Annotated in this window: 20 protein-coding genes and 1 pseudogene; 12 read left to right on the top strand and 9 right to left on the bottom strand. The window is 56.5% G+C overall.

Features of this window, described 5'->3' with window-relative positions:
- Nucleotides 1-55 precede the first annotated feature (55 nt).
- The 3 genes from TM1040_RS00915 to deoD all read left to right on the top strand — a co-directional run bounded on the left by TM1040_RS00915 (nucleotide 56) and on the right by deoD (nucleotide 3,214).
- The gene (locus tag TM1040_RS00915; RefSeq protein WP_011536726.1) at nucleotides 56-2,041 is read left to right on the top strand and encodes a protein meaA; all 1,986 of its coding nucleotides are present in this window, start codon (nucleotides 56-58) and stop codon (nucleotides 2,039-2,041) included.
- A gap of 129 nt (nucleotides 2,042-2,170) precedes the next feature.
- Nucleotides 2,171-2,491, top strand: a complete 321-nt coding sequence (locus tag TM1040_RS00920; RefSeq protein WP_011536727.1) for an H-NS family nucleoid-associated regulatory protein — start codon at nucleotides 2,171-2,173, stop codon at nucleotides 2,489-2,491.
- 18 nt (nucleotides 2,492-2,509) lie between these two features.
- Nucleotides 2,510-3,214 (top strand): purine-nucleoside phosphorylase, encoded by a 705-nt coding sequence (gene deoD / locus TM1040_RS00925; RefSeq protein ID WP_011536728.1) that lies wholly within the window; start codon nucleotides 2,510-2,512, stop codon nucleotides 3,212-3,214.
- A 172-nt stretch (nucleotides 3,215-3,386) separates the two neighbouring features.
- On the opposite strand, the gene TM1040_RS00930 is transcribed toward deoD, so the two are convergent.
- The 3 genes from TM1040_RS00930 to TM1040_RS00940 form a co-directional block, all read right to left on the bottom strand.
- Nucleotides 3,387-4,244 carry an urea carboxylase-associated family protein gene (locus TM1040_RS00930; RefSeq protein WP_011536729.1) on the bottom strand — a complete coding sequence of 286 codons (858 nt, stop codon included), beginning with the start codon at nucleotides 4,242-4,244 and terminating at the stop codon, nucleotides 3,387-3,389.
- 129 nt (nucleotides 4,245-4,373) lie between these two features.
- Nucleotides 4,374-5,546, bottom strand: coding sequence for a type III PLP-dependent enzyme (locus TM1040_RS00935; RefSeq protein ID WP_011536730.1), 1,173 nt, complete (start codon nucleotides 5,544-5,546; stop codon nucleotides 4,374-4,376).
- 484 nt (nucleotides 5,547-6,030) lie between these two features.
- Nucleotides 6,031-6,990, bottom strand: a complete 960-nt coding sequence (locus tag TM1040_RS00940) for a LysR family transcriptional regulator (RefSeq protein ID WP_011536731.1) — start codon at nucleotides 6,988-6,990, stop codon at nucleotides 6,031-6,033.
- 65 nt (nucleotides 6,991-7,055) lie between these two features.
- On the opposite strand from TM1040_RS00940, the gene TM1040_RS00945 reads away from it, so the two are divergent.
- The 9 genes from TM1040_RS00945 to TM1040_RS00985 all read left to right on the top strand — a co-directional run bounded on the left by TM1040_RS00945 (nucleotide 7,056) and on the right by TM1040_RS00985 (nucleotide 17,630).
- The gene (locus tag TM1040_RS00945) at nucleotides 7,056-8,573 is read left to right on the top strand and encodes an ABC transporter substrate-binding protein (RefSeq protein WP_011536732.1); all 1,518 of its coding nucleotides are present in this window, start codon (nucleotides 7,056-7,058) and stop codon (nucleotides 8,571-8,573) included.
- Between the two features lie 72 nt (nucleotides 8,574-8,645).
- The gene (locus TM1040_RS00950; RefSeq protein ID WP_011536733.1) at nucleotides 8,646-9,563 is read left to right on the top strand and encodes an ABC transporter permease; all 918 of its coding nucleotides are present in this window, start codon (nucleotides 8,646-8,648) and stop codon (nucleotides 9,561-9,563) included.
- Between the two features lie 4 nt (nucleotides 9,564-9,567).
- On the top strand, nucleotides 9,568-10,476 hold the full coding sequence (locus TM1040_RS00955) for an ABC transporter permease (RefSeq protein WP_011536734.1): 909 nt from the start codon (nucleotides 9,568-9,570) through the stop codon (nucleotides 10,474-10,476).
- Between the two features lie 20 nt (nucleotides 10,477-10,496).
- Entirely contained in the window at nucleotides 10,497-12,512 is a 2,016-nt protein-coding gene (locus tag TM1040_RS00960) for an ABC transporter ATP-binding protein (RefSeq protein WP_011536735.1), read from the top strand.
- Nucleotides 12,509-13,696, top strand: coding sequence for a succinyl-diaminopimelate desuccinylase (gene dapE / locus TM1040_RS00965; RefSeq protein WP_011536736.1), 1,188 nt, complete (start codon nucleotides 12,509-12,511; stop codon nucleotides 13,694-13,696). Before TM1040_RS00960 ends, dapE begins: the two co-directional genes overlap by 4 nt.
- Nucleotides 13,693-14,988 (top strand): CapA family protein, encoded by a 1,296-nt coding sequence (locus TM1040_RS00970; RefSeq protein WP_011536737.1) that lies wholly within the window; start codon nucleotides 13,693-13,695, stop codon nucleotides 14,986-14,988. The genes dapE and TM1040_RS00970 overlap by 4 nt, the downstream gene beginning before the upstream one ends.
- Nucleotides 14,989-15,365: 377 nt before the next feature.
- Nucleotides 15,366-15,998 carry a tyrosine-type recombinase/integrase gene (locus tag TM1040_RS00975; RefSeq protein WP_011536738.1) on the top strand — a complete coding sequence of 211 codons (633 nt, stop codon included), beginning with the start codon at nucleotides 15,366-15,368 and terminating at the stop codon, nucleotides 15,996-15,998.
- 169 nt (nucleotides 15,999-16,167) lie between these two features.
- Nucleotides 16,168-16,731 carry a DUF429 domain-containing protein gene (locus TM1040_RS00980; protein WP_011536739.1) on the top strand — a complete coding sequence of 188 codons (564 nt, stop codon included), beginning with the start codon at nucleotides 16,168-16,170 and terminating at the stop codon, nucleotides 16,729-16,731.
- A 422-nt stretch (nucleotides 16,732-17,153) separates the two neighbouring features.
- A complete protein-coding gene (locus TM1040_RS00985) occupies nucleotides 17,154-17,630 on the top strand; it encodes a hypothetical protein (RefSeq protein WP_166485487.1) in 477 nt (158 codons plus the stop codon).
- 383 nt (nucleotides 17,631-18,013) lie between these two features.
- Here the strand turns inward: TM1040_RS00985 and TM1040_RS19875 are convergent, their stop codons facing one another.
- The 6 genes and pseudogenes from TM1040_RS19875 to TM1040_RS01020 form a co-directional block, all read right to left on the bottom strand.
- The gene (locus TM1040_RS19875) at nucleotides 18,014-18,613 is read right to left on the bottom strand and encodes a hypothetical protein (RefSeq protein WP_011536741.1); all 600 of its coding nucleotides are present in this window, start codon (nucleotides 18,611-18,613) and stop codon (nucleotides 18,014-18,016) included.
- Between the two features lie 556 nt (nucleotides 18,614-19,169).
- A complete protein-coding gene (locus tag TM1040_RS00995; RefSeq protein ID WP_011536742.1) occupies nucleotides 19,170-20,288 on the bottom strand; it encodes a hypothetical protein in 1,119 nt (372 codons plus the stop codon).
- Between the two features lie 144 nt (nucleotides 20,289-20,432).
- A complete protein-coding gene (locus TM1040_RS01000; protein WP_011536743.1) occupies nucleotides 20,433-21,128 on the bottom strand; it encodes a DUF3800 domain-containing protein in 696 nt (231 codons plus the stop codon).
- Between the two features lie 1,003 nt (nucleotides 21,129-22,131).
- On the bottom strand, nucleotides 22,132-23,382 hold the full coding sequence (locus tag TM1040_RS01010; protein ID WP_011536744.1) for a hypothetical protein: 1,251 nt from the start codon (nucleotides 23,380-23,382) through the stop codon (nucleotides 22,132-22,134).
- A 643-nt stretch (nucleotides 23,383-24,025) separates the two neighbouring features.
- Nucleotides 24,026-24,157 (bottom strand): annotated as a pseudogene (locus TM1040_RS20445) (type I restriction-modification system subunit M N-terminal domain-containing protein); the annotation flags it as partial.
- A gap of 229 nt (nucleotides 24,158-24,386) precedes the next feature.
- Nucleotides 24,387-25,483, bottom strand: a protein-coding gene (locus tag TM1040_RS01020; RefSeq protein WP_085978750.1) for an IS3-like element ISSisp1 family transposase whose coding sequence is annotated in 2 segments (ribosomal slippage) — nucleotides 24,387-25,222 and nucleotides 25,222-25,483 — 1,098 coding nt in all. Because the reading frame shifts where the segments join, the coding sequence is not laid out codon by codon here.
- Between the last annotated feature and the right edge of the window lie 70 nt (nucleotides 25,484-25,553).

Here is a 25,553-nt window from a genome sequence, read left to right on the forward strand (position 1 = left end):
TTTAGATCCTCATCGAGTAACTTTATTACCCATCTGATGATTCACGAGGCCCGCCATGTCGCTCGCGCAGAAAGATCGCTCCGAAGCCCCCAATCGGGATCGGCCCTGGCTGATCCGCACCTATGCGGGCCATTCCACCGCCGCGGCGTCCAACGCGCTTTATCGCGCGAATCTCGCCAAGGGGCAGACCGGGCTCTCGGTGGCTTTTGATCTGCCGACTCAGACCGGCTACGACAGCGATCACGTCCTAGCGCGCGGCGAAGTGGGCAAGGTTGGCGTGCCGGTGGGGCATCTGGGCGACATGCGGGCGCTGTTTGATCAGATCCCGCTCGAACAGATGAACACATCGATGACCATCAACGCCACCGCGCCCTGGCTCCTGAGCCTCTATATCGCGGTGGCCGAAGAACAGGGCGCAGACGTATCAAAACTTCAGGGCACGGTGCAAAACGACCTGATCAAGGAATACCTCAGCCGCGGCACCTATATCTGCCCTCCGGCCCCGAGCCTCAAGATGATCGCGGATGTGGCGGAATACTGCTATCAGAATGTTCCCAAGTGGAACCCGATGAACGTCTGTTCCTACCACCTGCAAGAAGCGGGCGCGACGCCCGAGCAGGAGCTTGCGTTTGCTCTGGCCACCGCGCAGGCGGTGCTGGACGAGCTGAAACCGCGCGTGCCCGCCGAGGACTTCCCGGCGATGGTCGGACGCATCTCCTTCTTTGTGAACGCAGGCATCCGCTTTGTGACAGAGATGTGCAAGATGCGCGCCTTTGTCGACCTCTGGGACGAGATCTGCCGGACCCGCTATAGCGTCGAGGACCCCAAATTCCGCCGCTTTCGCTATGGCGTGCAGGTGAACTCGCTGGGGCTGACCGAGCAGCAGCCGGAAAACAACGTCTATCGCATCCTGATCGAAATGCTCGCCGTGACGCTTTCAAAAAAGGCCCGCGCCCGTGCGGTGCAGCTTCCGGCCTGGAACGAGGCGCTTGGCCTGCCGCGCCCATGGGATCAGCAATGGTCGATGCGGATGCAACAGATCCTCGCCTATGAGACCGATCTGTTGGAATACGGCGACCTCTTTGATGGCAACCCGGTGGTGGACGCCAAGGTTGAGGTGTTGAAAGAGGGCGCGCGCGCCGAGCTTGCCACGCTGGAAGGTATGGGCGGCGCTGTGGCCTCCATTGAATATATGAAGTCCCGCCTCGTGGACTCCAACGCCGAACGTCTCAATCGCATCGAGGCGGGCGAGACCGTGGTGGTCGGCGTCAACAAATGGACCGAGGGCGAGCCCTCGCCGCTTCAGACCGAGGATGGCGGCATCATGACCGTTGATCCCGCCGTCGAGGCCGAGCAGATCGCCCGGCTCAATGCATGGCGCGCCAGCCGCGATGACGCGGCGGTGGCCGCTGCGCTTGAGGGTCTGCGCGCCGCCGCACGCGATGGCACCAATATCATGCCAGCCTCAATCAAGGCCGCCCGCGCAGGCGTCACCACCGGGGAATGGGCCGAAGAGATGCGCAAGGCCTACGGCACCTATCGTGGTCCCACTGGCGTCTCGGCCTCGATGTCCAACAAGACAGATGGGCTGGACGATCTGCGCGAGGCGGTCAATGCGGCGTCCGACCAGCTGGGGCGGCGGCTCAAGTTTGTGGTGGGCAAGCCCGGACTGGATGGCCATTCCAACGGCGCCGAGCAGATTGCCTTTCGCGCCCGCGACTGTGGCATGGACATCACCTATGACGGCATCCGCCTCACCCCTCAGGAACTGGTCCAAAGCGCGCAGCGCGACTCGGCCCATGTGATCGGTCTCTCCATTCTCTCGGGTAGTCATTTGCCATTGGTCGAAGATACATTGGCCCAGTTGCGCGCCGCCGGATTGGAAAATGTCCCTGTTGTTGTGGGGGGAATTATCCCTGAGGAAGACGCAAATATGCTTCTCGATATGGGCGTCTCCAAGGTCTACACACCAAAGAATTTTGAGTTGAATTCAATCATGAAAGATATCGTCGAGCTCGCAAAAACAAACACATCAGTTTAATTCCACTAAGACGAATTCCGCCAAAAAACGACAAAGATGCAAATTAGGTGCTGATCTGCACCGAGAATTGGGGCATTAAGTGCAATAGCCCGATCTTTTGTCGTGGCTAAATTCTACGGAGTAAAACTTATGTCCATCGACCTGAACAAAATGTCCCGAAAGGACCTGCTTCAGTTGCGCAAAGACGTTGAAAAGGCACTGAAAGATGCTGAACTGCGCGAACGCACCGAGGCTCTGAAAGCCGCCGAACAGGCTGCCGCTGAATATGGCTTCTCTCTCGACGAAGTCCTCTCTGGCCCGGCAAAGGGTGCTGCGCGGAAATCAAAAGCCAGCCCGAAATACCGTAATCCCGAAAATCCGGACGAAACGTGGACAGGCCGTGGCCGCAAACCGCATTGGGTCCATACTGCCCTGAGCAATGGTGTCGATATATCCGATCTGGAAATTTGATACGAAAGGCGCGTTTCAGTGACTGTGCATATTGGCTCTCAAAAAGATGATTTCGCCGAAACCGTCCTGCTTCCCGGCGATCCCTATCGCGCCAAATGGGCAGCGGAGACATTTCTAAGTGACGTGCGCCTCGTCAATGAGGTCCGCGGCATGCTGGGCTATACGGGCATGTGGAACGGCCATCGGGTCTCGATCCAAGGCAGCGGCATGGGGATGCCATCCCTGTCGATCTATGCCAATGAGCTGATCCGGGACTTCGACGCCCAGACCTTGATCCGCATCGGGTCCTGTGGGGGCATGCAGCCCCACGTCAAGGTCCGCGATGTGATCATTGCGATGTCGGCAACCAGTGTGAGCACGCCGTCGCGCACGATTTTCAGGGATGTGAATTTCGCGCCGACCGCGGACTGGACCCTGCTGCGCAACGCGGTCACCGCAGCCGAGGCACAGGGTCTGTCACCGCATGTGGGCGGGATCTACTCCTCTGACACCTTCTATGACGAACGCCCTGATCTCAACGAACAGATGGTCCGCCATGGTGTTCTTGGCGTGGAGATGGAAGCGGCCGAGCTTTATACGCTTGCCGCTCGCTACGGACGCCGCGCCCTTGCGGTTCTGACCGTTTCCGACCACCTGCAGACCGGCGAGGCCCTCCCGTCGGAAGAACGCGAACGCAGTTTTGGAGAGATGGTGGAAATCGCCCTTTCTGCAGCGTTTGCATAACGGCAGCCTCCTTTTTGGGGGCGGCTGACACGATGTTCTACCCCGCCCCAGAGCGGTGGCTGACATTGATCCGGGCACGGCAACGCCCACAAAAGGGCCGCTCCTCTTGCGAGGGCGGTCCTTTTTGTTGGCCACGAGCGGCAGGCGCCCTTGTGGCGCCGTCCTAACCTGCTCAGCGGCCGTGGCTGCGGTCGTAACCATTGAGCGCCGGGCTCTTCCAGCCCTGAAGCGCACCGTCCCTGGGCGCAAACACCTCGACCAGCATCGGATAACAGGCCGCCGTATCGCTTGAATGTTCGGCAGAGCAGTCACCTCCGGGGCAGGCGCTCATGGCGCCCAAGAGATCAATCTCGGCAAAGAACTCCAGATAATCCCCCGGACGCACGGGGCTTGCCTTCATGAAATACTGACCGGTGTCGCGGGTAAACCCCGTACACATAAAGACATTCAGCACATCATGCACATGTGGCTCTGCTTCTTCGAGCGAGAGCCCCAGGTGATCCGCCAGCGCGCGGGTGAGGTTGGAATGGCAGCAATGGTGATACTGGCTCCCCTGCAACAGGTTGCCAGTATAGGGGTCGCAACGGGTGCCAATCACGTCATGTACCGATCCGCCATAGGCATCAATCCCGTACCACTCCAGCGTGTCGGCGATGATCGTCGCCATAGGGCGCATATAAGGCAGGTTCGACCAGAGCCGCTCTGCGGTGGTAACATGTGTTCCGTGCAGCGCCCGGGTCTTGCCGGAAAAGAACCGCTCAGAAATGTCGTGGCGGTTCCAGAGGTTGAGGTCCCCAACCTGCGGCCCCTCAATAGAGGAGATCCGGAAAAACTGCCCCGCGCCCACCTCAAACGTGGCCGCCTCGCGCGGGGGTACCGTGACCTCTGCAATCTTTTCAGCGCCTTGGCGCGCCGCGCGATAAAGATCCAGATCCGGCTTCGGAAGCGTCTCGTTGGGGTAGCAGATGACAGGCGGCACAGCGCGGCGGGTTTCTGCGTCTGCGGGGATGGGGAAATCTGTATCGGTCATGGTTTGGCGCACTCCCTGCGGGTTTTCCCGGCCATTAAGCGGCTGCACCCCGGGGCTGTCAAACAGATGACCCGCGCCCAGAGAGCATCCAGGCGCGGTTTTTTATCAAGCCAAATCAAAATGCTGAGATCAGAGCACCACGACATCCAGCGGCGGGAAGCCGTTGAACCCGATCGAGGCATAGGTGGTGGTGTAGGCCCCACAAGAGTGGATCACCACACGGTCGCCCGACGTCAGCCCCAGCGGCAGCTGAACGGGTTGTTTTTCATAGAGCACATCGGCGCTGTCGCAGGACGGGCCTGCCAGCACACAGGCGCCCATGGTTTCATGATCGCGGTCGGTGGTGATCTTGTAGCGGATCGCCTCGTCCATGGTTTCCGCAAGGCCGGAGAACTTGCCAATGTCGAGATAGACCCAACGATGAAGATCGCTGTCGTGCTTACGCGATACCAGCATGACCTCGGCGGCGATTGCGCCGGCTTCGGCCACCAGACCACGACCGGGTTCTGCCATCACTTCGGCCGCATCCGGGAAACGGGCATTCACGCGTTTCATCACCTCAGAGGCGTAGTCCTGCGGCGCCATCACGGCATCACGGTAGCCAGCCGGGAAACCGCCCCCGATGTTCAGAAGCTTGAGATCATGCCCCGCCGCACGCGCCGCCTGCCAGACGTCGGCAACCTGATCGAGGATCGGCTCCCACATCTCGGGCTTGCGGGTTTGAGAACCCACATGAAACGACAGGCCATGCGGGACCAGGCCAAGCGCCACGCAGCGATCCATCAGACCCACCGCCATATCCGGCGCGCAGCCGAACTTGCGGCTGAGCGGCCAATCGGCCGAGGAGGCCTCTACGAGGATGCGAATGCAGACATGGGCGCCCGGCGCGTGTTCGGCGAGCTTTTCCAGCTCCTCGACCGCATCCGCCGCAAAATGAGTGATCCCCAGCGCATGCGCAAAAGCGATGTCGGCGGGTTTCTTGATGGTATTGCCAAAAGTGATGCGCGCAGCAGAGGCGCCGGCGGCGCGGCACATTTCGATCTCGGCGCGGCTGGCGGCATCGAAATTCGACCCCAACGCGCAGAGACGGCGCAGGATTTCAGGCGCCGGGTTGGCCTTGACCGCGTAGTGAATACGCGCACGCCCCAGACCCCGGGCAAGACCCATGTACTGGCGCGCCACGGCTTCGCTGTCGATCACAAGCGTCGGGCGCTCGAACCGGGTGTTTGCGATATACTGCAGGTGGCGGGGGACAAAAGTCACGTCGTCGCGGGCCGCAGGCCCGGTCACGAATACTGTCATGGTCATCTCCAAAAGACCCGGCCATATATGACCGCTCAGTTCCATCAGAGACGTTACCGTCGCTACGTAACCCTAGGGCTTTGAACCCTTTCGACAGAGGCGCGTGCGTTGGCGTCTTAAGCGCGCATATCGGGCAAAACCACGAGTCGATCAAGCACCAATTTCTGCAAGGAAGATATTTCTTTTCTGCATGGCTCAGCGTGCTGGCGTGCGCGCCACAGGGAGCCGGCCTGGATAGCGCATCCCGGCGACGCACTCCTCATTGCCATGTGCGACCTTGATGTTTTCAGACAGGCGCAAGGCCCACGCGGCCCACCACATCGCATCCCCGAGGGTCGCCCTCACGCTGGCACAACAGCCGCCCTGCGCAGGAGTGCGCATGAACTGACAGGACGCGGGACAAAGTGTGAATTCGCTGCTTATGCACCGACGTCTGCAATAGAGGTAGGCAGGCCCAAGTCTCGCTCTCACAGCCTTTAGTCCATCAAGGCACAATTCCTGAGAGCTGCGAAACGTCGGAAACGACGTTTCGCAGCCATTGATGTCCAAAGTCCTTGGTGCGGGTTTTGTGCCAAACCTGAAAAATCTTCCTGACCGGAGCTTCAAAGGGCAGTTCCGATACCTGCAGTCCGAAAGCCTGTTCGGCGTGCTGAGCCAGTATGCGCGGCACGGTGTAGACCAGATCGGTCAGAGCCGTTGCGCTGAGTGCTGCGGAATAATGCGGCACACGAAGTTCGATCCGCCGCCGAATCCCCATCTTTGAAAGTGCTTCGTCGATACGGCTGTATTCGGCGTCCAGCGTGGTGAACATGATGTGACCAAGCGACGTGTATTGCTCCATGCTCAAACCCGGTTGAAACACCGGGTGCCCTGCACGAGCGACGCAAACAAACTCACTTGCACCCAGAAGTTCGCGATCAAAACGCGAAGGTGTATCAAAATCCTGAATGACCGTGAGATCGATCCTTCCGCGTTCCAAATCTGAGTAGGCGTCATCGACGTTCTGGTTGATCGCCATCGAGTGCAAAAACCGCAAAGAAACATTCGGTGCCTGTTTCGCAACACGTGCAGTGAGGCCAGGCACAAGCAGCGTTGAAAACAGATCATTCATGCCCAAGCGATAAGTTGCACGCAGGTTGGCCGGATCATTGTCATCCTTCACCGTCATAGCGTCCTGAAGCATCTTTAGGCTGGCGTCTATGGCCGGTGCCAGCTCACGGCAGCGCTCGGTCGGTTGCATGCCGTCGGTCGATCGAATGAACAACTCATCATCCATCAGGTCGCGCAACCGCCGCAACGCATGGCTGACCGCGGGTTGGCTTAATCCGACAGAGTTCGCGGCTTTGGTTACGCTTCGTTCGGCCGCGAGAGCCGAAAAAACCTTTAGGAGATTCAAATCGATGGCATTCAAATTCTTCTGGTGCATATTAATGATACTAATCATTCATTCGACTGATGCAACCGAGTTGCTCTAATGAGGTGCAAGAAAACCCAAAAGGGAGAATCCATATGTCCGTCAGATCCATGCTGCTTGCCTCAGCGCTGGCGCTTTCCTCCGCGCTTCCCAGTTTTGCCGACAAGGCGAATGACACGCTGGTCGCAGCTTTCAACAAGGAAGTTCAGACGCTTGACGGTCTCTACTCAACGTCGCGCGAGAACCTGATCCTGTCCTATCTGACCTCGGATCAGCTGGTCGAGCTGAACCTCGACACCGGAGAGTATGAAGGGGCACTAGCGGAAAGCTATACTTGGGTCGATGATCGCACCATCGATTTCACACTCCGCGAAGGCCTGACATTCCATGACGGTTCGCCTGTAATGGTCGAAGACATCGTCTATTCCTTTGACTGGATCGCCAATGCGGACTCCAAGACCAAACGCGGCGCCTTTATCCGTGGTTGGTTCGAGAGCGCTGTCGCGATTGATGATCGCACAGTGCGCGTCACCGCCAAACAACCCTATCCTTTGATGCTGCGTGACATCGCCGTCTTCGTTCTCACTCGCAAGGCAGGCAGCTATGGCGATGGCAACCCTGATGCGCTGACGCAGAACTTCGTCGGCACCGGCCCTTACAAGATTTCTGAATTTGCCATGGGCGCCGGTGTGCAGCTGGAGCGCTATGATGGATACTACACTGGCGGACCCAAGGCGGCCGGTTCGATTGAGAAAATCGTCCTGCGCCCGATTCCCGACTGGGGCACCGTGACGGCGGAATTGCTGTCGGGGGGCGTAAACTGGTCTTTCAACGTGCCTGACGATACGGCCAAAGATCTGGGCGGATTGCCCATGGTGGATCATGTATCCGGCGTGTCCACGCGCGTTGCCTTCCTGGTGCTGGACGCCGCAGGTGTCAGCGATGCGGAAGGCCCAATGACCAACAAGCTGGTGCGTCAGGCGCTCAACCATGCGGTAAACCGGAAAGAAATCGTTGAATTTCTCGTCGGCGGTTCGGGCCGCGTTGTTCACTCGACCTGTAACGCGGGCATGTTCGGCTGTGATGTCGAGATCACGGAATACGATTATGACCCCGAAAAGGCCAAGGCTTTGCTGGCTGAAGCGGGCTACCCGGACGGCTTTGAGTTCGACCTGACCGCCTATCGCGAACGCCCCATCATGGAAGCAGTTGCCGCGGATCTGGCCGAAATCGGCGTGATCGCGAATATCAACTTCGTAAAGCTTTCCGCGTTGTCCAAATCCCGCGCCGAAGGTCAGCTTGAAGCATTCCAGAACGCCTGGGGCTTTTATGCGACGCCGGATCTGGGCGCGATTTCCAACTACTATGTCGAAGGATCCAACCGCAACCTACACCAAGACGCAGAGGTTCAAGGTTGGTTCAAGGCTGCGCTGGAAACTGTCGATCAAGACGAGCGCGCAGATCTCTATGCGAAGGCCCTGCAGAAGATCGCCGATGAGGCTTACCTGCTTCCGATCTTCCAGTATTCGCAAAACTACGTGAAGAGCGTGGATGTGAATTTTGCGGCACCGGCCGACGGCCTGCCACGGCTCAATGAGCTGAGCTGGAAGTAACCACACAAGCCTGACCGGGCGCCTCTCTTTGCGTCCGGTCGGCATCCCTGCTTTCCTACAGGACCACCTGCCATGTTGAGATTCATACTAAAGCGCCTGGCTCTTGGCCTTTCGGTCGCGCTGACCGTGTCGCTTGCGACCTTCCTGATGCTGAACCTGGCAGCCGACCCTGCGGCTATGGTTGCCGGTGAAGACGCCACCCAAGAAGCTATCGAGCAAATCCGCGTGCAATACGGGTTTGACCGTCCGCTTTACGTCCGCTTTTTCGAATGGTTTGGTAGCATTCTCGTTGGTGACTTTGGTGACAGCTATTACTGGAAAAAACCGGTATTCGATCTGCTGATCGAACGCGCACCGGTTACCATAACCCTCGCCCTTGGCGCGCTCAGCGTCACTGTTCTGGTAGGTCTTCCGCTGGGTGTTCTGGCCGCGCTGAAACCAAATGGCTGGCTTGATCGCTTTGCCTTGAGTTTCGGCACCGCCGCTCAGGCCGTTCCGAATTTCTGGCTCGGGCTGATCCTGATCATCCTTTTGGGCGTTATGTTTCCGATCTTTCCTGTTTCGGGAGATTCCACCTGGAAACACTTCATCCTGCCCTGTTTCGTTCTTGGCACCAGCGCGGTTCCCCAGGTGTTGCGCCTCACACGGACCGGCATGATCGAGGTGCTGGGCTCTGACTATATTCGCACTGCCCGTGCCAAAGGGTTTCGTTCAAGCCAGATCTTGTTCCGCCATGCGCTGCGCAACGCGCTTTTGCCGGTTGTGAGCGTTCTGGCGATCCAATTGGGCTACAAGCTGGGTGGCTCGGTCATCACCGAAACGATCTTTGCGCTCAATGGCCTGGGCCGGCTGGCCTACGAGTCGATCCTCGGCGCCGACATCCCGACGGTGCAAATGCTCGTCTTCTTCTTTGCCCTCGTCTTCATCGTCCTGACCGTTCTGGGCGACATCCTGAACGCGTGGCTTGATCCTCGCATGCGTGTGGAGTGAACCAATGACAACAACAGCGAACGCCGTGGCTGCAATGGCCGACGATATCATCGACCTGACGCCGAAAGAGCGGATGATCCGCAAGGCAAAAAGCCACTTCGGCTTCAAGTTCGGCGCATTTATCGTGATCTCATTCTCATTGATCGCGATCTTCGCTCCGCTTTTTGCACCGCATGATCCCTATCTTCAGGACCTTGCCAAACGTCTGGTGCCGCCCGTCTGGCAAGAGAGCGGGTCGTGGGAGCATATCCTGGGCACCGACGCGCTCGGCCGCGATTACCTGAGCCGCTTGATTTACGGTGCACGCATTTCCATGGGCGTAGGCTTTGGCGCTGCAACACTGGGATGTCTGATTGGCGTCACCATCGGTCTCAGTGCGGGCTATCTGGGCGGGCGCGTCGATCAGGCTGCCTCCTTTCTGCTGACCTGCCAACTGGCGCTACCGTCTCTCTTGCTGGCCATGGCGCTTGTGTTCTTTGTTGGCTCTTCGGTCACGACTCTGTTGATCGTGCTCGGTGTGTTGCATTGGCAATACTACATGGTGGTCACGCGGACGCTGACCCGGCAGATCAGATCGCTGGAGTATGTCGCGGCGGCGCGCTCGATCGGCAGCACCGACCGGCAGATCCTGTTCTACGAAATCCTGCCGAACCTCTTTAACCAGATCATCGTTGTGTTCTCGTTGGAAATGGCCGTCGTCATCATCCACGAAGCGTCGCTGTCGTTCCTCGGTGTGGGGGTGCAGCCCCCGACCGCCTCCTGGGGGCTGATGATCGCTGAGGGCAAGACCATGATGTATTTCAAACCCTACCTCGTCGTGATCCCCGGTGCCGCGCTGTTCTTGTTGGTGCTGGCTGTGAATCTGCTGGGCGATGGCATTCGCGACATCACCGCACCTGAAAGCCGCAACTGATGCCGCCGGAGGAAAAAGACATGCAGCCCCTACTTGAAGTTCAAGACCTGTCGGTGACCCTGAAACTGGCCGAAGGTGAAATGACCGCCGTACGCGATGTTTCTTTCACGGTGAACCGCGGCGAAACGCTTGGCATCGTCGGCGAATCCGGCTCAGGCAAATCGGTGTCATCCATGGCAATAATGGGGCTACTGCCGGAGGGCACACGCACCCAAGCTGCGTGCCTGAGGTTTGATGACACGGATCTTTTGACCGCGTCCGAGAAGCAGATGTCCAGGCTGCGCGGCAACAAGATTGCAATGATCTTTCAGGAGCCGATGACGTCGCTGAACCCGGTCTACACTATCGGGCGGCAGATGACCGAGCTGATGCAGCATCACAAGAATGTATCTAAGGCCGAGGCCCGCGCCCGTGCGATTGAGCTCTTGGAAAAGGTCGGGATCACCGCCGCCGCCAGCCGCTTGTCGCAATATCCGCACCAGCTGTCCGGCGGGCTGCGCCAGCGGGTCATGATCGCGATGATGCTGATGAACGATCCGGACCTGATCATCGCTGATGAACCCACCACCGCTTTGGACGTGACCATTCAGGCGCAGATCCTCAACCTGCTCAAGGACCTGCAAAAAGAGTTGAACATAGCGCTTGTCATCATCTCGCATGACATGGGGGTTGTGGCCCGCGTATCGGACAAGATTGCGGTGATGTATGCCGGTCAGGTGATCGAAACCGGGACGGTGACGAATGTGCTGCAAAATCCCGTTCATCCCTATACCCAAGGCTTGCTGGAGAGCATTCCGATCCCCGGCCAGATCGAACCGGGCGGTCAGTTGGGGTCTATCCCCGGTCTGGTTCCATCGTTGAAAACACGGTTCAAGGGCTGTCGCTTTGCCAATCGCTGCACACGTGTTCAGGACGCCTGCATAGACCAGAGTGTCGCTTTGCGGGACGCGCCAACAGGTCAGGCCTATCGCTGCATTCTACCGTTTGAGGACCTTATGGCCCCGGCCGCGCCAGAGAGCTATGAGGCGGCTGGCTCTGGTCATGTCTATGGCTCCCGGATCGACAAGGAAGCAACGCCCCTGCTGTCTGCCGATGCGGCTGAATGTGTGTTTCAGGTCAGTCAGGATATGTTCTCTGCTCCCAAACCACTGAAAGCTGTCGACAACCTGTCCCTGGAGCTTAGCAAAGGCGAAGTTGTGGCCGTTGTCGGTGAATCCGGCTGCGGCAAGTCCACTTTGGCGCGCATGCTTTTGGGGCTTCAATCCCCCACCAATGGTAAGGTCACGTTGGATGGGCGCGACATTTCGGCCATGTCAAATGCCGAGCGATCGCGAAAAGTCCAGTCGATCTTTCAGGACCCGTATTCGTCGCTCAACCCCCGCCGGACGATTGGCGAGATCATCCGCCGTCCGATGGCGTTGCACGGTATGGGCAGCGCAAGCGAGCAGCAAAAAGTGGTCGAAGAGATCATGGAGCTAGTCGGCCTGCCGCGGAACTTTTATCACAACTATCCCAACCAGCTTTCTGGCGGGCAACGTCAGCGTGTCGCCATTGCGCGTGCACTGGTCCTGAAACCCGAGATTGTCGTCTGCGACGAACCGACCTCGGCGCTGGATGTCTCGGTTCAGGCCCAAATCCTGAACCTGCTGCTGGAATTGCGCCGGGAGATGCGGCTCACCTATCTGCTCATCACGCATGATATGGCGGTGGTCGAACATATAGCAACCCGTGTGATCGTCATGTATCTGGGCCGGGTGGTCGAGATCGCCGACGCGCGCTCGATCTTCAAATCCCCCAAACACCCCTACACCAAGGCGCTGCTCAAGTCCGTGTTGACCCCCGATCCCGGTGCCGGTGTGCCGAGCATCGAGTTGGGCTCCTCCTATCCCAACCCGATCAACCCGCCCAGCGGTTGCACGTTCCACCCCAGGTGCGAGTTCGCGGAGGATATCTGCAAAGCCAAGGCGCCTTTGCTTGAACATCTCACCGGCCAGCAAAGCTGCGCCTGTCACATGGTGGCGAGGGAAGTGGTATGAACAAATTGTCCGCACCACGCGCCCAACATGCCGTCGACCCTGTGGAACTGACAGCCGACCTTGTACGCTGCCAGACCGTGACCCCCGAGGAAGGTAGTGCGCTTAAGCTGCTAAGCGCATTGCTGAGCGAGCATGGGTTTCAGTGTCAGCGCATTGATCGCAACGGTATTCCCAATCTATTTGCGATTTGGGGAGAGGACCGAAATGGACGCACATTCGGGTTTAACGGTCATACCGATGTCGTTCCGATAGGCGATCCAAAAGACTGGACCGTCGATCCTTTTGGAGCAGAGATCCGTGACGGCATTCTCTACGGGCGCGGCTCAACGGACATGAAATCAGGCGTTGCGGCCTTTGCCGCGGCCGCCATCGAGTTTGTCAACGAAACACCACCTGATGGCCGCGTCATCATCGCGATCACAGGTGCCGAAGAAACCGGCTCGCCCGACGGGACACGAGCCATTGTCCAATGGATGGAGGCCAATGATATTCGGGCCGACCACTTTATCGTGGGCGAACCGACGAGCCTTAAGTCCATCGGGGACGCAATAAAGATCGGTCGCCGGGGAACGATCACGGTCTTTCTGACCGTGACTGGCGTGCAAGGCCATTCGGGATACCCGGAAAAAGCGAACAACCCGCTTCCTGCACTGGTCGATCTTTTGCAAGGTTTCGGGCAGGCGGCCATGGACGAAGGAACGGAATTTTTCGCGCCTTCAACACTTGCGATCACGACGATTGATACAGGCAATCCTGCACGCAACGTCATTCCTGCGACGTGCAAGGCGACCCTGAGCATCCGGTTCAACGACAAATGGACCTCTGGGAAAGTCCTTGACTGGGTGTCCAGGCATACGCGCGCCGCCGAGGACAAGTTCGGTGTCACGATCAGTGCCGATCACTACCTGTCGGGAGAGTGTTTTTTCACACCGCCCGGGGCTCTTTCAAAGCTGGTTCAAGATGCCGTCGAACAGGAAACGGGACAAAGACCACAGATGACGACCCTCGGCGGCAGTTCCGATGCCCGCCACCTCTTCAAGCACTGCCCGGTAGTCGAGGTTGGTTTGACCGGCGAGACCTTGCACCAGGTGGATGAGCACGTCTCCGTGGCCGAAATCAATGCGCTCAAGACCGTCTACGGCAGAATCTTACGGGACTACTTCGGGTCGGAGGGCAAGATATGACCACTCTGGCCCTGACCGGTGACAGCATCCTGCAAAGGCGGCTTCTCAGCACGTCAGATCCGGTTATCAAACCTCTCTTTGATCTGATCCGTGGATGCGATGCGGCATTCACCAACCTCGAGGTCCTGCCGAACGATTATCGCGGCGATCCCGCTTTTGACAGCGGCGGGTCGCATTTCGGCGCGCCGTCATGGGTGCTGGATGATCTGGTCGAAGCCGGGTTCGGCATGTTTTCCACGGCGACAAACCATACGCTCGACTACTCCATCTCTGGGCTTGAATATGGGTTGGACCAACTCGACAAACGCGGCCTGTGCCACGCCGGGGCGGGACGACACCTTGAGGAGGCCCGACGCGCCGCTTACCTTACAACGCCCAATGCGGCGATCGGCATGGTCGCTTGCGGGTCCACTTATACAAAGGGGCAGGAAGCCGCGCGCCAGACGGCAGCCATGCAGGGGCGACCCGGCCTGAACCCGCTGTGGCCCGACAGCACCTATGAGGTGACGGCAGAGCAAATGGCCGTCGTGAAAGAGATGGCCGAGGGGCTGGGCCTGGAGAAGTTCCGCCAGATCCGCATCAGCACGGGGTTTGCCTTCGAGGCCCCGGAGGGCATTTTTCCCTTCAATGGCATGAACTTCCGCGTAGGTGAGCAAACCCGCCATGTGCGCCATCCGAACCCCAAAGACTTGGCCGCGATCATCCGCTGGGTCGAAGAGGCTAAACTGGCCTCTGACATCGCACTGGTCAGCATCCATGCCCATGAACATGCCGATGAAAAGGACCAACCAGCGGATTTCATCGTCGAGTTCGCCCACGCGGTGATCGACGCGGGTGCCGACCTAGTCGTCGGCCACGGGCCGCACCTGCTGCGTGGCATGGAAATCTACAAGGGCAAACCGATTTTCTACAGTCTTGGCAATTTCATCGGTCAGAATGAAATGGTGCGGCAGCTGCCAGGCGAATCCTATGATCGCTTTCATGTCGATGACCGACTGACACCGACACAGCTCTATAAGCAGCGTACACTAGATGACCAGAAAGGCTTCCCTTCCGATGAACGCTATTGGCAGACTGTGGTCCCAATATGCCACTTTGAAGGGGACGGACTTGTCGATGTCGAAATCCATCCCGTTTCTCTTGGCCTGGGTGAGCAGCGTCACCGCAGGGGGCGTCCACGTTTGGCACATGGTGCCGAGGCTGAATCTATTCTCAACCGGTTTTCCTCGCTGTCGTACGAATTTGGATCAACGCTTGAGGTCGGTGACACCTGCGCCAATGCCGTTCTCTGAGGGTGCCCGCTCCATTCGAAACATCGCGCATCTTAGATTTAGGGCGATGTCCATTAGGATTGCGCAAGAGCCTTGTAAAGTTCGCACAGCTACCTGTTCTTGAGTACAAACGTGGTCGAGGCTTTAAAGCAATGGCTTCAATCTAACCTGTTGGACTGCGTGCCATTCATTGCGTATCAGTCCCTGCTATTTGCCTTGTGATGAGTTCTCTGAATTGTCTTGGCCGTTGTGAACAAGCGGACCTTGGTGCAGCGCGCGGCATCGGTCAAAATGGGCTCGGAGCCGACCTCAGTGGCAGCGCAGCAACCTGTGATACATTGGACAGGTCAACGTCGGGTTGTCGTTGTGGGCGGGAATGGCGGATCGGAGGATCAGTCATGCAAACACCAAACTTACCAGCCATTCGCGCACTTCGCCCAGCTTGGAACAAGGGCCGCATTGTGGGTCAGAAACGGCCGCTGAAGCCAAAGCACGTCTGGGCGATCCGTGTCCGACTTGAACTGGCCGAGAACCATCGAGACCTCGCGCTGTTCAATATGGCCATCGACAGCAAGCTGCGCGGCTGTGACTTGGTGAAGATGAAAGTCGTCGACGTCATGGCGTCTGGTCTGATCAAAGAACGGGCATCGGTGCTACAAAGTAAGACACAGAAGCCTGTGCGATTTGAGATATCCGAAGGCACACGCGCCTCGATAGAAAAGTGGATGGAAGATGAGCTCATGGTCGGCTCGGAGTACCTTTGGCCGGGTCGGTTCCATGAACGCCTGCACATCTCGACACGCCAGTATGCCCGGATCGTCCGGGATTGGGTCACGTCGATCGGTCTGGAGGCCAGCGCATACGGAACGCATTCGATGCGGAGGACAAAAGTCACACAGATATACAAGAAGACCGGCAACCTGAGGGCGGTCCAGCTGCTACTTGGGCACACCAAGATGGACAGCACCGTCAGATATCTGGGTGTTGAACTCGAAGACGCGCTAGCAATCGCGGAGGCCATTGAAATTTAACAACTTGGGCCGTCTTCAGGGACGGCCCAAAGCTGCCTTTCATTGATAGGTAACAAGCTGCGGCGCAGCATCTGAAACCTCACATTCAGCCCCTTGCACAGCAACTTCGCCCAAGGGAAGGTAGCAGATGATGCAAACGATCCAACTGCTACAATGATAAGGCTTAGGCATGACAGTGTTTCTTGGTTACGACCCTGGAGGAAAAGGCAAAAACGGTGTAGCTGCCATTCGGGTAATCTCTGACGAACCTGAGGTCGTGGCCAAAGCTACTGTTCGCGATGCTGCCGAGGCACTGTCTTGGTTGGAGGACTATGCAAAAACGGCGGTTGCACTCGGCATAGATACCCTCCTGGCTTGGTCACCTAAGGGCGGGCGGGCCTGCGATGATGCGCTACGACGGAAATATGGCGGCAATTCGGTTGTTGCTCAGAACTCCTTATACAGTTCTATGACCTTGAATGGTGCGATTGTGGCAAAGCGGCTCGGATTACCCGTCTACGAAAGCCACCCCAAGCTGTTGCTTCGCGTATCTAGCGAGAATGGGATCCGCGAGATCTATGACGACGCAGTGTCCGCCACGGAAGCAGATCATGAGGGGGACGCTATCGTAGCGGCTTGGTGCGCAGCCATGGGACATAGTCGCAAATGGGCCGTTGATCTCTATATGGACGTTGAAGATGACATAGAACTCGTGGTGCCGGAAGCTCGCTACCCTTGGTTTGAGAAGATCTGACGCGAGTCAGCCCATTGCATCATTAGGCTAGCGCACGAGATTGTCGCGTCCGGCCCTTAGCCGACATTCACGCTAGGCGCGGCCAATAACCGGTATCAGCCCATTATGACATTCGTCCATGCCGCAGCGAAGGGGATGCTGCGAGTACGAAGGGCTTCCCCAAAGCAGACCTTCAAGCTTGCACAGTTGACCCAGACGGTGCTGCATCCGGCTTCAAGGTCAGCGAAGCGCAGAGAATGATCTTTGCAAAGTCGCAGTGACCAGCCAGGCCCGCAGAGGTTACCGGCCCAAAGCTGACCTTGACATGGGAAACGAAAGCTGCGGTGCAGCTTCCCAAAAGCGGACAAATACCAAATGACAAGGCAGAGTTGTCATCGAACAAGCTTAAGCTGTAGCCTGGCGAGAATATGTGGGAGGCTGACTTGGACGAAGAAATCGCAAATTTCATGCTTTTGGCTGCCAAGTTAGAGTTCTTTTTGGTCAATCTCGACCAAACCTTTGCCCATGTGGATGGAAAGACACGGGTGGTTAGGGGCATCAACTGGGACCGGATCGGTCAATCATTGGAAGTCAAGCATCCTTTCAGCGGATTTGATTTCGCAGGATCGGGGTTTCAGATCTTCAAAGAAACGACGCCTCAACTTCTGGTAGCCAAAGAAGGTGGCGGGTTGAAATGGGACAGTGATGAAATCGAAGTTTCGTCTTGGCAGATATTGTTGGGGCGTAGCTATGCTCAGCTTCGGAACAATGTTGCACACGGAAACAAGGCTCAGCTCTCGGCACCTTTCACACATGATCGAACAAGGGAGTTTCTCGAAGCTGGGCGCCACCTGATCCACTTTCTTGCGGGAGCACATTCATCGGATGACACTTGGAGTTACGCAGTCCAGTTCCATTAGCGTGCTCACCGTATCGCGGAAGATCCTCAGGCCATCAAATCGCGGACGGCCCTTAGCCGATATTCACGCCAGGCGCGGCAGATGACCGGTATCAGCCCAAACTTGACATTCATGCAAGGCGCAGCAAAGGGGCTGCTGCGAGCGCGAGCGTCTTACTGAAAGCGGACCTTCAAGTCTGCTCAGCTAATCCAAGCTATGCTTCACCCTAGACTGATGTCCACGAAGCGCAGTTAGCGACATTTGAAAAGTGCTGGCGACAGCTGCTGGGCGAAGGCAACATGCTGTACAAGCAATGGAAGCAGCATACCTTTGCCGTAGGTGCAGCCCCGACCATCATCGAACGGAAGGGACGTGGGACAAAGCGCCCTTCAATGGGGCGCACTTCAAGGTCTAGTTAATGTTCCGGTGGCGAAATCGTAGACGAAAAAATGACGCCCAAACCAGCTAAGCACTGTGGCCTCTGTCCCAATTGTCTTACCGTAAACGTCTGAGAAAGTGACTTTCAGCTCAATTGCCATCAGCGCCCTTCGGGTCGTGTCCCTTTGAGCGCTGAACTCTGCATCTTCTGGGTCACCTGTTAACTTCAAAAGGGCTAGCTCGCCTCCTGCCCTTATGGTTTTCCCGCATGGGTTTCCGGAAAATGCGTTCCAAGTTGCAACAACTTGTTTATCTGACATTTGCTCGATCAAAGAATTGGTAATATTTCCTGTATTGCTGCACTTGACCGTAAAGGCGTCAATTCTCATGGGCCCCACACCGGCATTCATAAGCCGAATTGATATTTCATCTTCAAAATCACCATAGACAAAGTTTGCAATAGGTCGAACCGATAGTCGATTATGCTGTCTCTGAACCGAGAGTGAATATATGCTGAGAAATATCGCAACCAATGCGGCTACGGACGCTCCCAGTGCGGAAAGAGCTGAGAGGGTGGCGGAACTCTTAGTTGCAAATTCCAAAATAACTTCAATCAATTCCCGCACCCCATGATGCGTCTTACGTTATCGGCAAATGCCGATCAGAGCATCCAACATATCTACGTCACCGCGAGGCTTCGATGATCTACGAATCGAAAACTACAACGGTTCTTTATCCTAGCTGTCATTTGTTCAAAGCGCAGCATCTGTTGCCCTGGACTCGAAGCCGACTTGCGGCAGCGCGGCGCCGGGTTGCTGGGAAACCGCACTTGGTCTCCGCCGCCAGATGACGCCAGCCAGCCCTTTTGAGACATTCGCACCAGGCCCAGCGCGCACTCCGCTGCAGACGCGAATTGTCGGGGGCGTTTGCCCTAAAGCGGCCCTTCGTCGGCCCCGGTGAACGCTCCCCAATGCTGCGACCAGCACAAGCGTCTGCGAAGCGCATAAACGGACTTTGCAAAGTCGGAGCTGGCAGAATCCTGTGAAGGAGACGTGTCACCATGTGGTTATCTAAGCGCATCACGTCGTATGACTGATCTGCAATCGAAACCGGTCGTTTGCGGTGGCACTCAAACCTGTCTTTCTTTTGAAAATCTTGGTAGCCTCCAGCAGACCCTGTCTTCTAGACGCTCTCAAATCGGCTCAAGACCCGAGCAATGCGCGCCTGATCGTCCTGAGACAGAACATACATTGTGAATCCTGGACATTCCCCGATGGATCGCCGCAATAGGTGCGTCAAAGCCATCAGATTCTTTTGCTGATGCGAATTGAAGGTCGTCAAAGCCTCTTCCAGCTCATCTTCTGTATGCTTGCTAACGAATTTAAAAAACTTGCCAAGAAGGCCTGTGATGGCGTCCGACACTTGTATCCATGCGTGCTGCTTGGAATTCACGAACGAGAAGTGTGTCGCTGGACTGCCGCCGTCGTGAAGGTCGAGGCCTCTCAGAAAATTGGCGATCTGTGGTTCGATGTCTAGGATGTGTGTGGCGTTGCGGAACAAGGCGATCCTGTGCAGATAAAAGTCACCGAAACCATTGATAAGTATGTTTGGCTTTTCATCCTCGAGATAGGGAAGCCGCCGAAGGCGCGCCCCGACCCGCAGCACTTCCCTGAGGAACAGGTAATGCTGAGCTGGCAAAACACTCCGGCGTTCATCGAGCATCGCACCAAGCTCGGCGATGAACTCGCATCGGCGTGCTCTGCCCACATCGGGGAAGTTGAACCGTCCCAAGAGCGCGGCCGTGGTGTCAAGATCAGTGCGCAGTACGGCGTACAAGGCGTTTTTGAGCATCGCATGAGCCATCATTAGGTTGACATCCCGCTGCTCGGTAAGGATGGAATCGATCACATCGACAATTGACCAGTAAAGTGGATCGAGCACCTGAAAGTGGACGAACAGTTCGTTACGAACAAGCCAGTGAAGGAATGCGGTAATCTTCTTTGACTTGAGTAGGGCGGAGAAGTCGCCGTTGCCGAGCTGATTTAATTTCAACTCAGAAGCAGATCTCTGGAGGTGGAATTCGTGGCTCAATGATGAAAAGTCGAGATGCGGTGCTCTTCCACGGTGTGCCACCCCTCCGAGCACAAAGAAGTCTGGCCTGCAGACATTCAGACCATCGGGTGTGAGGAACAGAGTCCTGATGTTGTTCGTTTCGTCGTAATGCAGCGTATAAGCCTGGTTGACGTTGGGCAGTTCGTGCCAAGCTAAAATCGTTTTCCGGATCGCTTCAAGGTTTGTCATATGGACCTCGCTGAAGGCGCTAAATCGCCCTAAATCAAAACTTGAAATTAACCGGTATATGCGTATGTTTGCACCAAAGGTTCCCCTCTGATGAAAGAACCCAAGGGTGTTCTCCAGAAATGGTAGTCAGGGGGGTCGCACTCCCTAATAATAGTGGCGCGTACCGGTCCGAAAGATGTCGAACTCTGTGCGGATTTGAGGTGCGACTTTGGAGTGGGAAGATGGGTCTTTATGCTCCCACTTTCTGTAGATCGCCCAGTTGAAGTAGTCCGCGACCTGAAGCCCGTAGTGCGCGGCGGACGGGTGGTGCATCAAGCGATATGGTGTGCCCGTTGGAAGCATTTTGGGAAGGGATGTCTTGATGCCCTTTTCAATGGCTCGTTTCTTTTTCTTCACGGGAATACTGTCAGTGATCACGACAACCTCACCAATTGCCCCCGGCGCCTTATCAACGGCGTACCGCAGAAGATAGCCCAGCATCCTCGGGTAGAACTCTTCCGGAGGCCGTAGGGCTGGACCCGTCTTGCTTTTCTCGACAATGACTGCGTCGACGGAATTGGCAGGCACCTGAGCGGAAAGCATGTCAAACACCTTACTTCGGACATGCGGGTTGTCGTAGGCGCAGTGAAAATGATCCATCGCAATGCGAGGTTTGATCCGGTGCTCGATCAGGTTGTACTTGAACGTATCTAAATCTGTGTGGAGCGTGAATGGGCGAAACAAGCTAACACATGTCAGAGTAAAGTATTTCGACCCCCTCAGCGAAAAGTCGAAGTTGCCTCCCTCGTCGAGGAAAATGTATAGGCTGGGCAGTGCTGGTGCGCTAGAAGTAATCGGCATCTGTGAATTGAACTTTTACTGACTGGCTCTCGGAAATGAGATTTCTTGTAGGGGCTCGTGGCAACAGGGTAAAGTGCCCGCCAGCTCTCCAGGACAAAGTTAGACGAGCATGGCCCACAACTAACCCCTCCTCCATCCTATTCAGTATTGCAACTAACTTGGCCCGGACCTCATTTTGCGCGATCAGCCAAAGTCCGCTTCGTTGTGAATAGCCGACATTGACGTGGACTGATAGGAACTTATGCAACCTACACAGTATACCGTTTCTTTCCACTGATCGAGAAATGAAGAGCACGTCCGCTTTGGGCTGGCTGGCGTCATCTAGCGGCTGGGACGAGGCGCGGGTTCACTGCGCCCTGGTTGCCGCAGCGCCGCAAGTCGGCTTTGAACCCATAACTGACCTTGGGTTGCAGCTACGCAGCTCGGCCAATTGCGGATTGATGTGTTGTCAGTGAATGTCCGCTCACCGAAGGATCCAATGCCCTCCCTTGATGAACCATGCGGCCCGGGCATTCTCTTACGGTTGCGAATTACCTACCGGGCCATGGCATGCTGCAGAACGCCCTGCTGTACGTGACGGCGGCTTACCTGCCCACAGGGCCTGTCCGATGCAATGAACAGCAAGCAAGTGGGGGCATTTCTCACCAGGCAGTGAAGTGGTCAAGTAGAACGAAATGTACGATGTGGCCGAAGACCTCGATCAATACGTGCTGCCCGCCGTTCACCGGTCGCGACAGCGTGGCTACTTCAAGCCACGCTTAGAAAGAACAACAGGATAAGTGGGACGACCTTCTCTGCAGGCAGCTTGACGTCCGGGCGCAAGTGCGCGCCTCAGTCTGCGTGTGCTTCTTCGGCTCTAGCCTTTTCCGCGGCGGCAAACATATTCTTAACGGTCTGTTGGCTCCGGTCCTTCACAGACATCTTTTGGGACTCGCCATACCGCTCTGGAATGGACGAACCGGTAATCCGATTGACGGCTTTGTCCTTCAACTTGACATTTATCCTACGCATCTTGGTTCCCCTGATACCTTTGGTTGCGCCTTTCCATGAAATCTCTGTTGAATTCAACATCAAAGTAGTGCTTTCGCTTTGTCCAGACAAACCCGTCCGACTTTGAGATAATCGCAACGTCGACAGGGCCACCTACAGTCTCAAGTGATGAATCCATCTTTCTCCGCAAAGAGGTAATCTCCACAAGAGCCTCAGCCATAGCCGCCATTTCCTCTTTGGGTAGAGAGTTTACCACTTTTAGAAGGTTGGCGACAGATTCGTCGTGCCGATATTGTTTGAAGTCGGTTGAAAACTGCTTAACCATAGCGCGGTTGGCTTTCTTTTGCCGTTCCATTTCGACAACGCGATCTGGTTCTGGGACATAGTCTTTAACAAGTTCTGCAGTTTTCAGGTCGAGGGTCTGCAGAAGGGTCTGTCGAGTATAACTCAGATATTGTGGTAGCGTACCTTCCACAAAAAGATTGGCTACATCGGCTTGTGCGAAAGGGAGGATGGCGCCAGAAGTTCCGCCTTCATTCATGTTGTTTTCACGAACCTGCCAGGCTCTGACCTTCCCTTCTAATTCGCCATCGACACACATTTCGATAACGACAGGCAGGAGTTCCGAGTCGCCATATCCGGCGAAGACAACCCCCGTCTCGAACTTCGTTTCGAAAGCTCTCCGCGACCGTTCGTAGCAAAGCGTTATCATCTTGGAGTGCATGGTCTGGGTGACATGCATTCCAAGCTCTTCCGCCATAAACTCTTTGATCTTTTGGGAGTGTTTCTTGCGGTACTGATCACGAGAGTATCCGTCGAAGAGGAGGGGATAGTGATCCGCTTCTTCGATTTTCTCGGAGATTGCAGCGATAAGCTGTTGGCGACGTTTTAGCGAACCACTGGCAGTCATAGCTTTTTGGGTCTGGCTGATGGCGTTAAGGATTATGTACCATCCGGTCAAATCGGCCAGCGGTGTTGGAGGAACAACCAAGTCGTCCAAAAAACCCAGAAAGCGCCCAACATACTCTTCTACCCTGGAGTATGTTGTTTTCCCGAGGCTTTTTCTAAATTCCTTAATCACAACTTCCCAAGGCAAGCCGCAGTAGTCCCCGCTTCCGAAGACCATGACTGCAACGTCGTTTGATGGTGCTAGATGAAAAAGTTTGTTGGAGTTCTTCCATACCCGGTCGCGGCCGATCGTTACGGCGCTGTCGGCGGCCAGAGCGATGCCCGACCTATTAATAATTGCGACCTCTGCAGTCATAATGCGAATCCAGTATCAAAAGTTCTTGCGAAGCAATTTTTTCAGAGAGGGTATTAGATGTCGAGACATGGCAGTCAACAACACAGCATTTCGATGGTGGTGGGATGCCGTTCAGCGACTTCCAGAAAGGATGGCTGGAGGCGCACGATGTGGAGGCGACTGAGAAGCCACCGACGCGGCGCAACCGGCAACCGGCGACCAAGCCCTCTGACCGCGCCAGAGCTGAAAGTGGACTTTGACTAAATCTGATCGCCACTGATCAGGAGCATAATTTTTCAGCTGCAGCGAAAGTCCGCAATGTCCGCTTAGCCGACATCTAAGGGTTTTCGGCGGCCGCACGTGCGGCGAAGGGCAGCTTTTCCTTATGCGCCTGCGGCAGTGAGTGCTCGCCATGCCGCCAGGTCCGAAGACTTTGCAAAGCTCACTATCTGCGCAGAGCTGCCGTCCTCACATGACACAACACCGGTTAATGTGGACTCGTGCTCATCAACAGAGCGCATCATCCCGCGGGCCTCGAAGTGCTTGAAGCGGGACTAGCGCAGGTTGTCGAAGGACTCGCCTTTGTCGTCGGTGTCTGCAGGGAAAATGCTTCGGGACGTGGGGGTACCCTGGTCCTCGGAATTGCGTTCTTCTACGGTGTGCAAATCGTCAAGCCGCTCAATGAACATGAGGAAAGTCAGCTGTTCGATCACACGGAGAGCGGGTTGGAGGCCTCACCAGACCAGAATGCGTTCCAGATCTGATCGATCTGACTTTTGATAGTGCCTGTAATCACCGGGAGCCCGCTACAAACTCGGCCCGATCATAAGTCTTGCGTACGCAAGCGCAACACGCATACCGTCAGGGCGAAGTGGGAAAGGCTGTTACTCCTTCCCTTTCGCCGGACAGAGTTAGGTCCAGTTTTGCGCCCGGCAGTACATTCTCAGTTCAACGTTAGCTGGCATCGTGATGTGCTACCCAACGTGCCCTCGGCCGTTGTTAGAATTTCCGCGGTTCCATCAGGTTCACGGGCTGGTGTCGTGAACTGATTTCATCAGGTCTGCCGGGACCTTGTTCCCGATAGCCCCGTGCGGGCGTTCTTCATTGTAGTCTCTACGCCAAGCCTCCAACTTTTCGGCTGCATCTTCAAGGCTCATGAACCAGTGCGCGTTCAGGCACTCCGCCCGGAACCGGCCATTGAACGCCTCGATGAAGGCGTTGTCGGTAGGTTTGCCCGGACGGGAGAAGTCCAATGTCACGTCGTTGGCATAGGCCCAAAGGTCCATATCCTTGGAGATGAACTCGCTGCCCTGGTCAACACGGATGGTGGCTGGGTAGCCGGTGCGCTTGCATACTTGCTCAAGCGTCGCGACCACGTCCTCCCCGCGATATGTGAACCGAGCATCAAGCACCGGGACATAGCGTGAGAAGGTGTCGACGACCGTCAGAACCCGAAGTTTCCAGCCTGTAGCCAGCTGATCATGAACAAAGTCCATAGCCCAGACGTCATTGGGGCTGACAGCCTCCTTGCGGTCATCCCGCAGCTTGGCCTTCACCCGGCGCTTAGGTGTCTTGCTCCGAAGTTGCATACCCAACTCCTTGTAAATGCGATAGGTCTTCTTGGCGTTGATCTCCCAGCCCTCCCGGCGCAGCAGCACATGCACGCGCCTGTAGCCGAAGCGCACGCGCGTCTGGCAAATCTCTCGTATCCGCTGTTCCAAAGCGGCCTGCCCAGGCCGGCGGGATTTGTAGCGATAGGTTCTCGGATCGAACCGGATCACCTCGCAGGCCCGGCGGATCGACACCTGCCAATCCGCCCGCATCCCGTCGACCAGCGACCTTTTCCGGGCAGGCCTCAAAGCTTTCGCTTAATGACGTCCTGCAGCATTTCCTTGTCGAGCGCGAGATCCGCGACGATCTTCTTCAGACGCGCGTTCTCCTGCTCGAGTTCCCTGAGCCGTTTCATCTCGGATGGCATCAGGCCAGCATATTTTTTCTTCCAGTTGAAAAATGTCGCCGTGCTGATCCCGGCCTTGCGGCAGACCTCGGCCACCGAGGTGCCGTCCTCCGCCTGCTTGATGATGAACGCCTTCTGCGCGTCCGTGAACTTCGATGCCTTCATGCGTTTCCGCTCCTCTCCCAGCCAGGGTTTCTCTGCGGAAAACTCTAATCAAAAACGGGGGCGTTTTCGG

This window comes from Ruegeria sp. TM1040 (assembly GCF_000014065.1).
Lineage (GTDB): Bacteria > Pseudomonadota > Alphaproteobacteria > Rhodobacterales > Rhodobacteraceae > Epibacterium.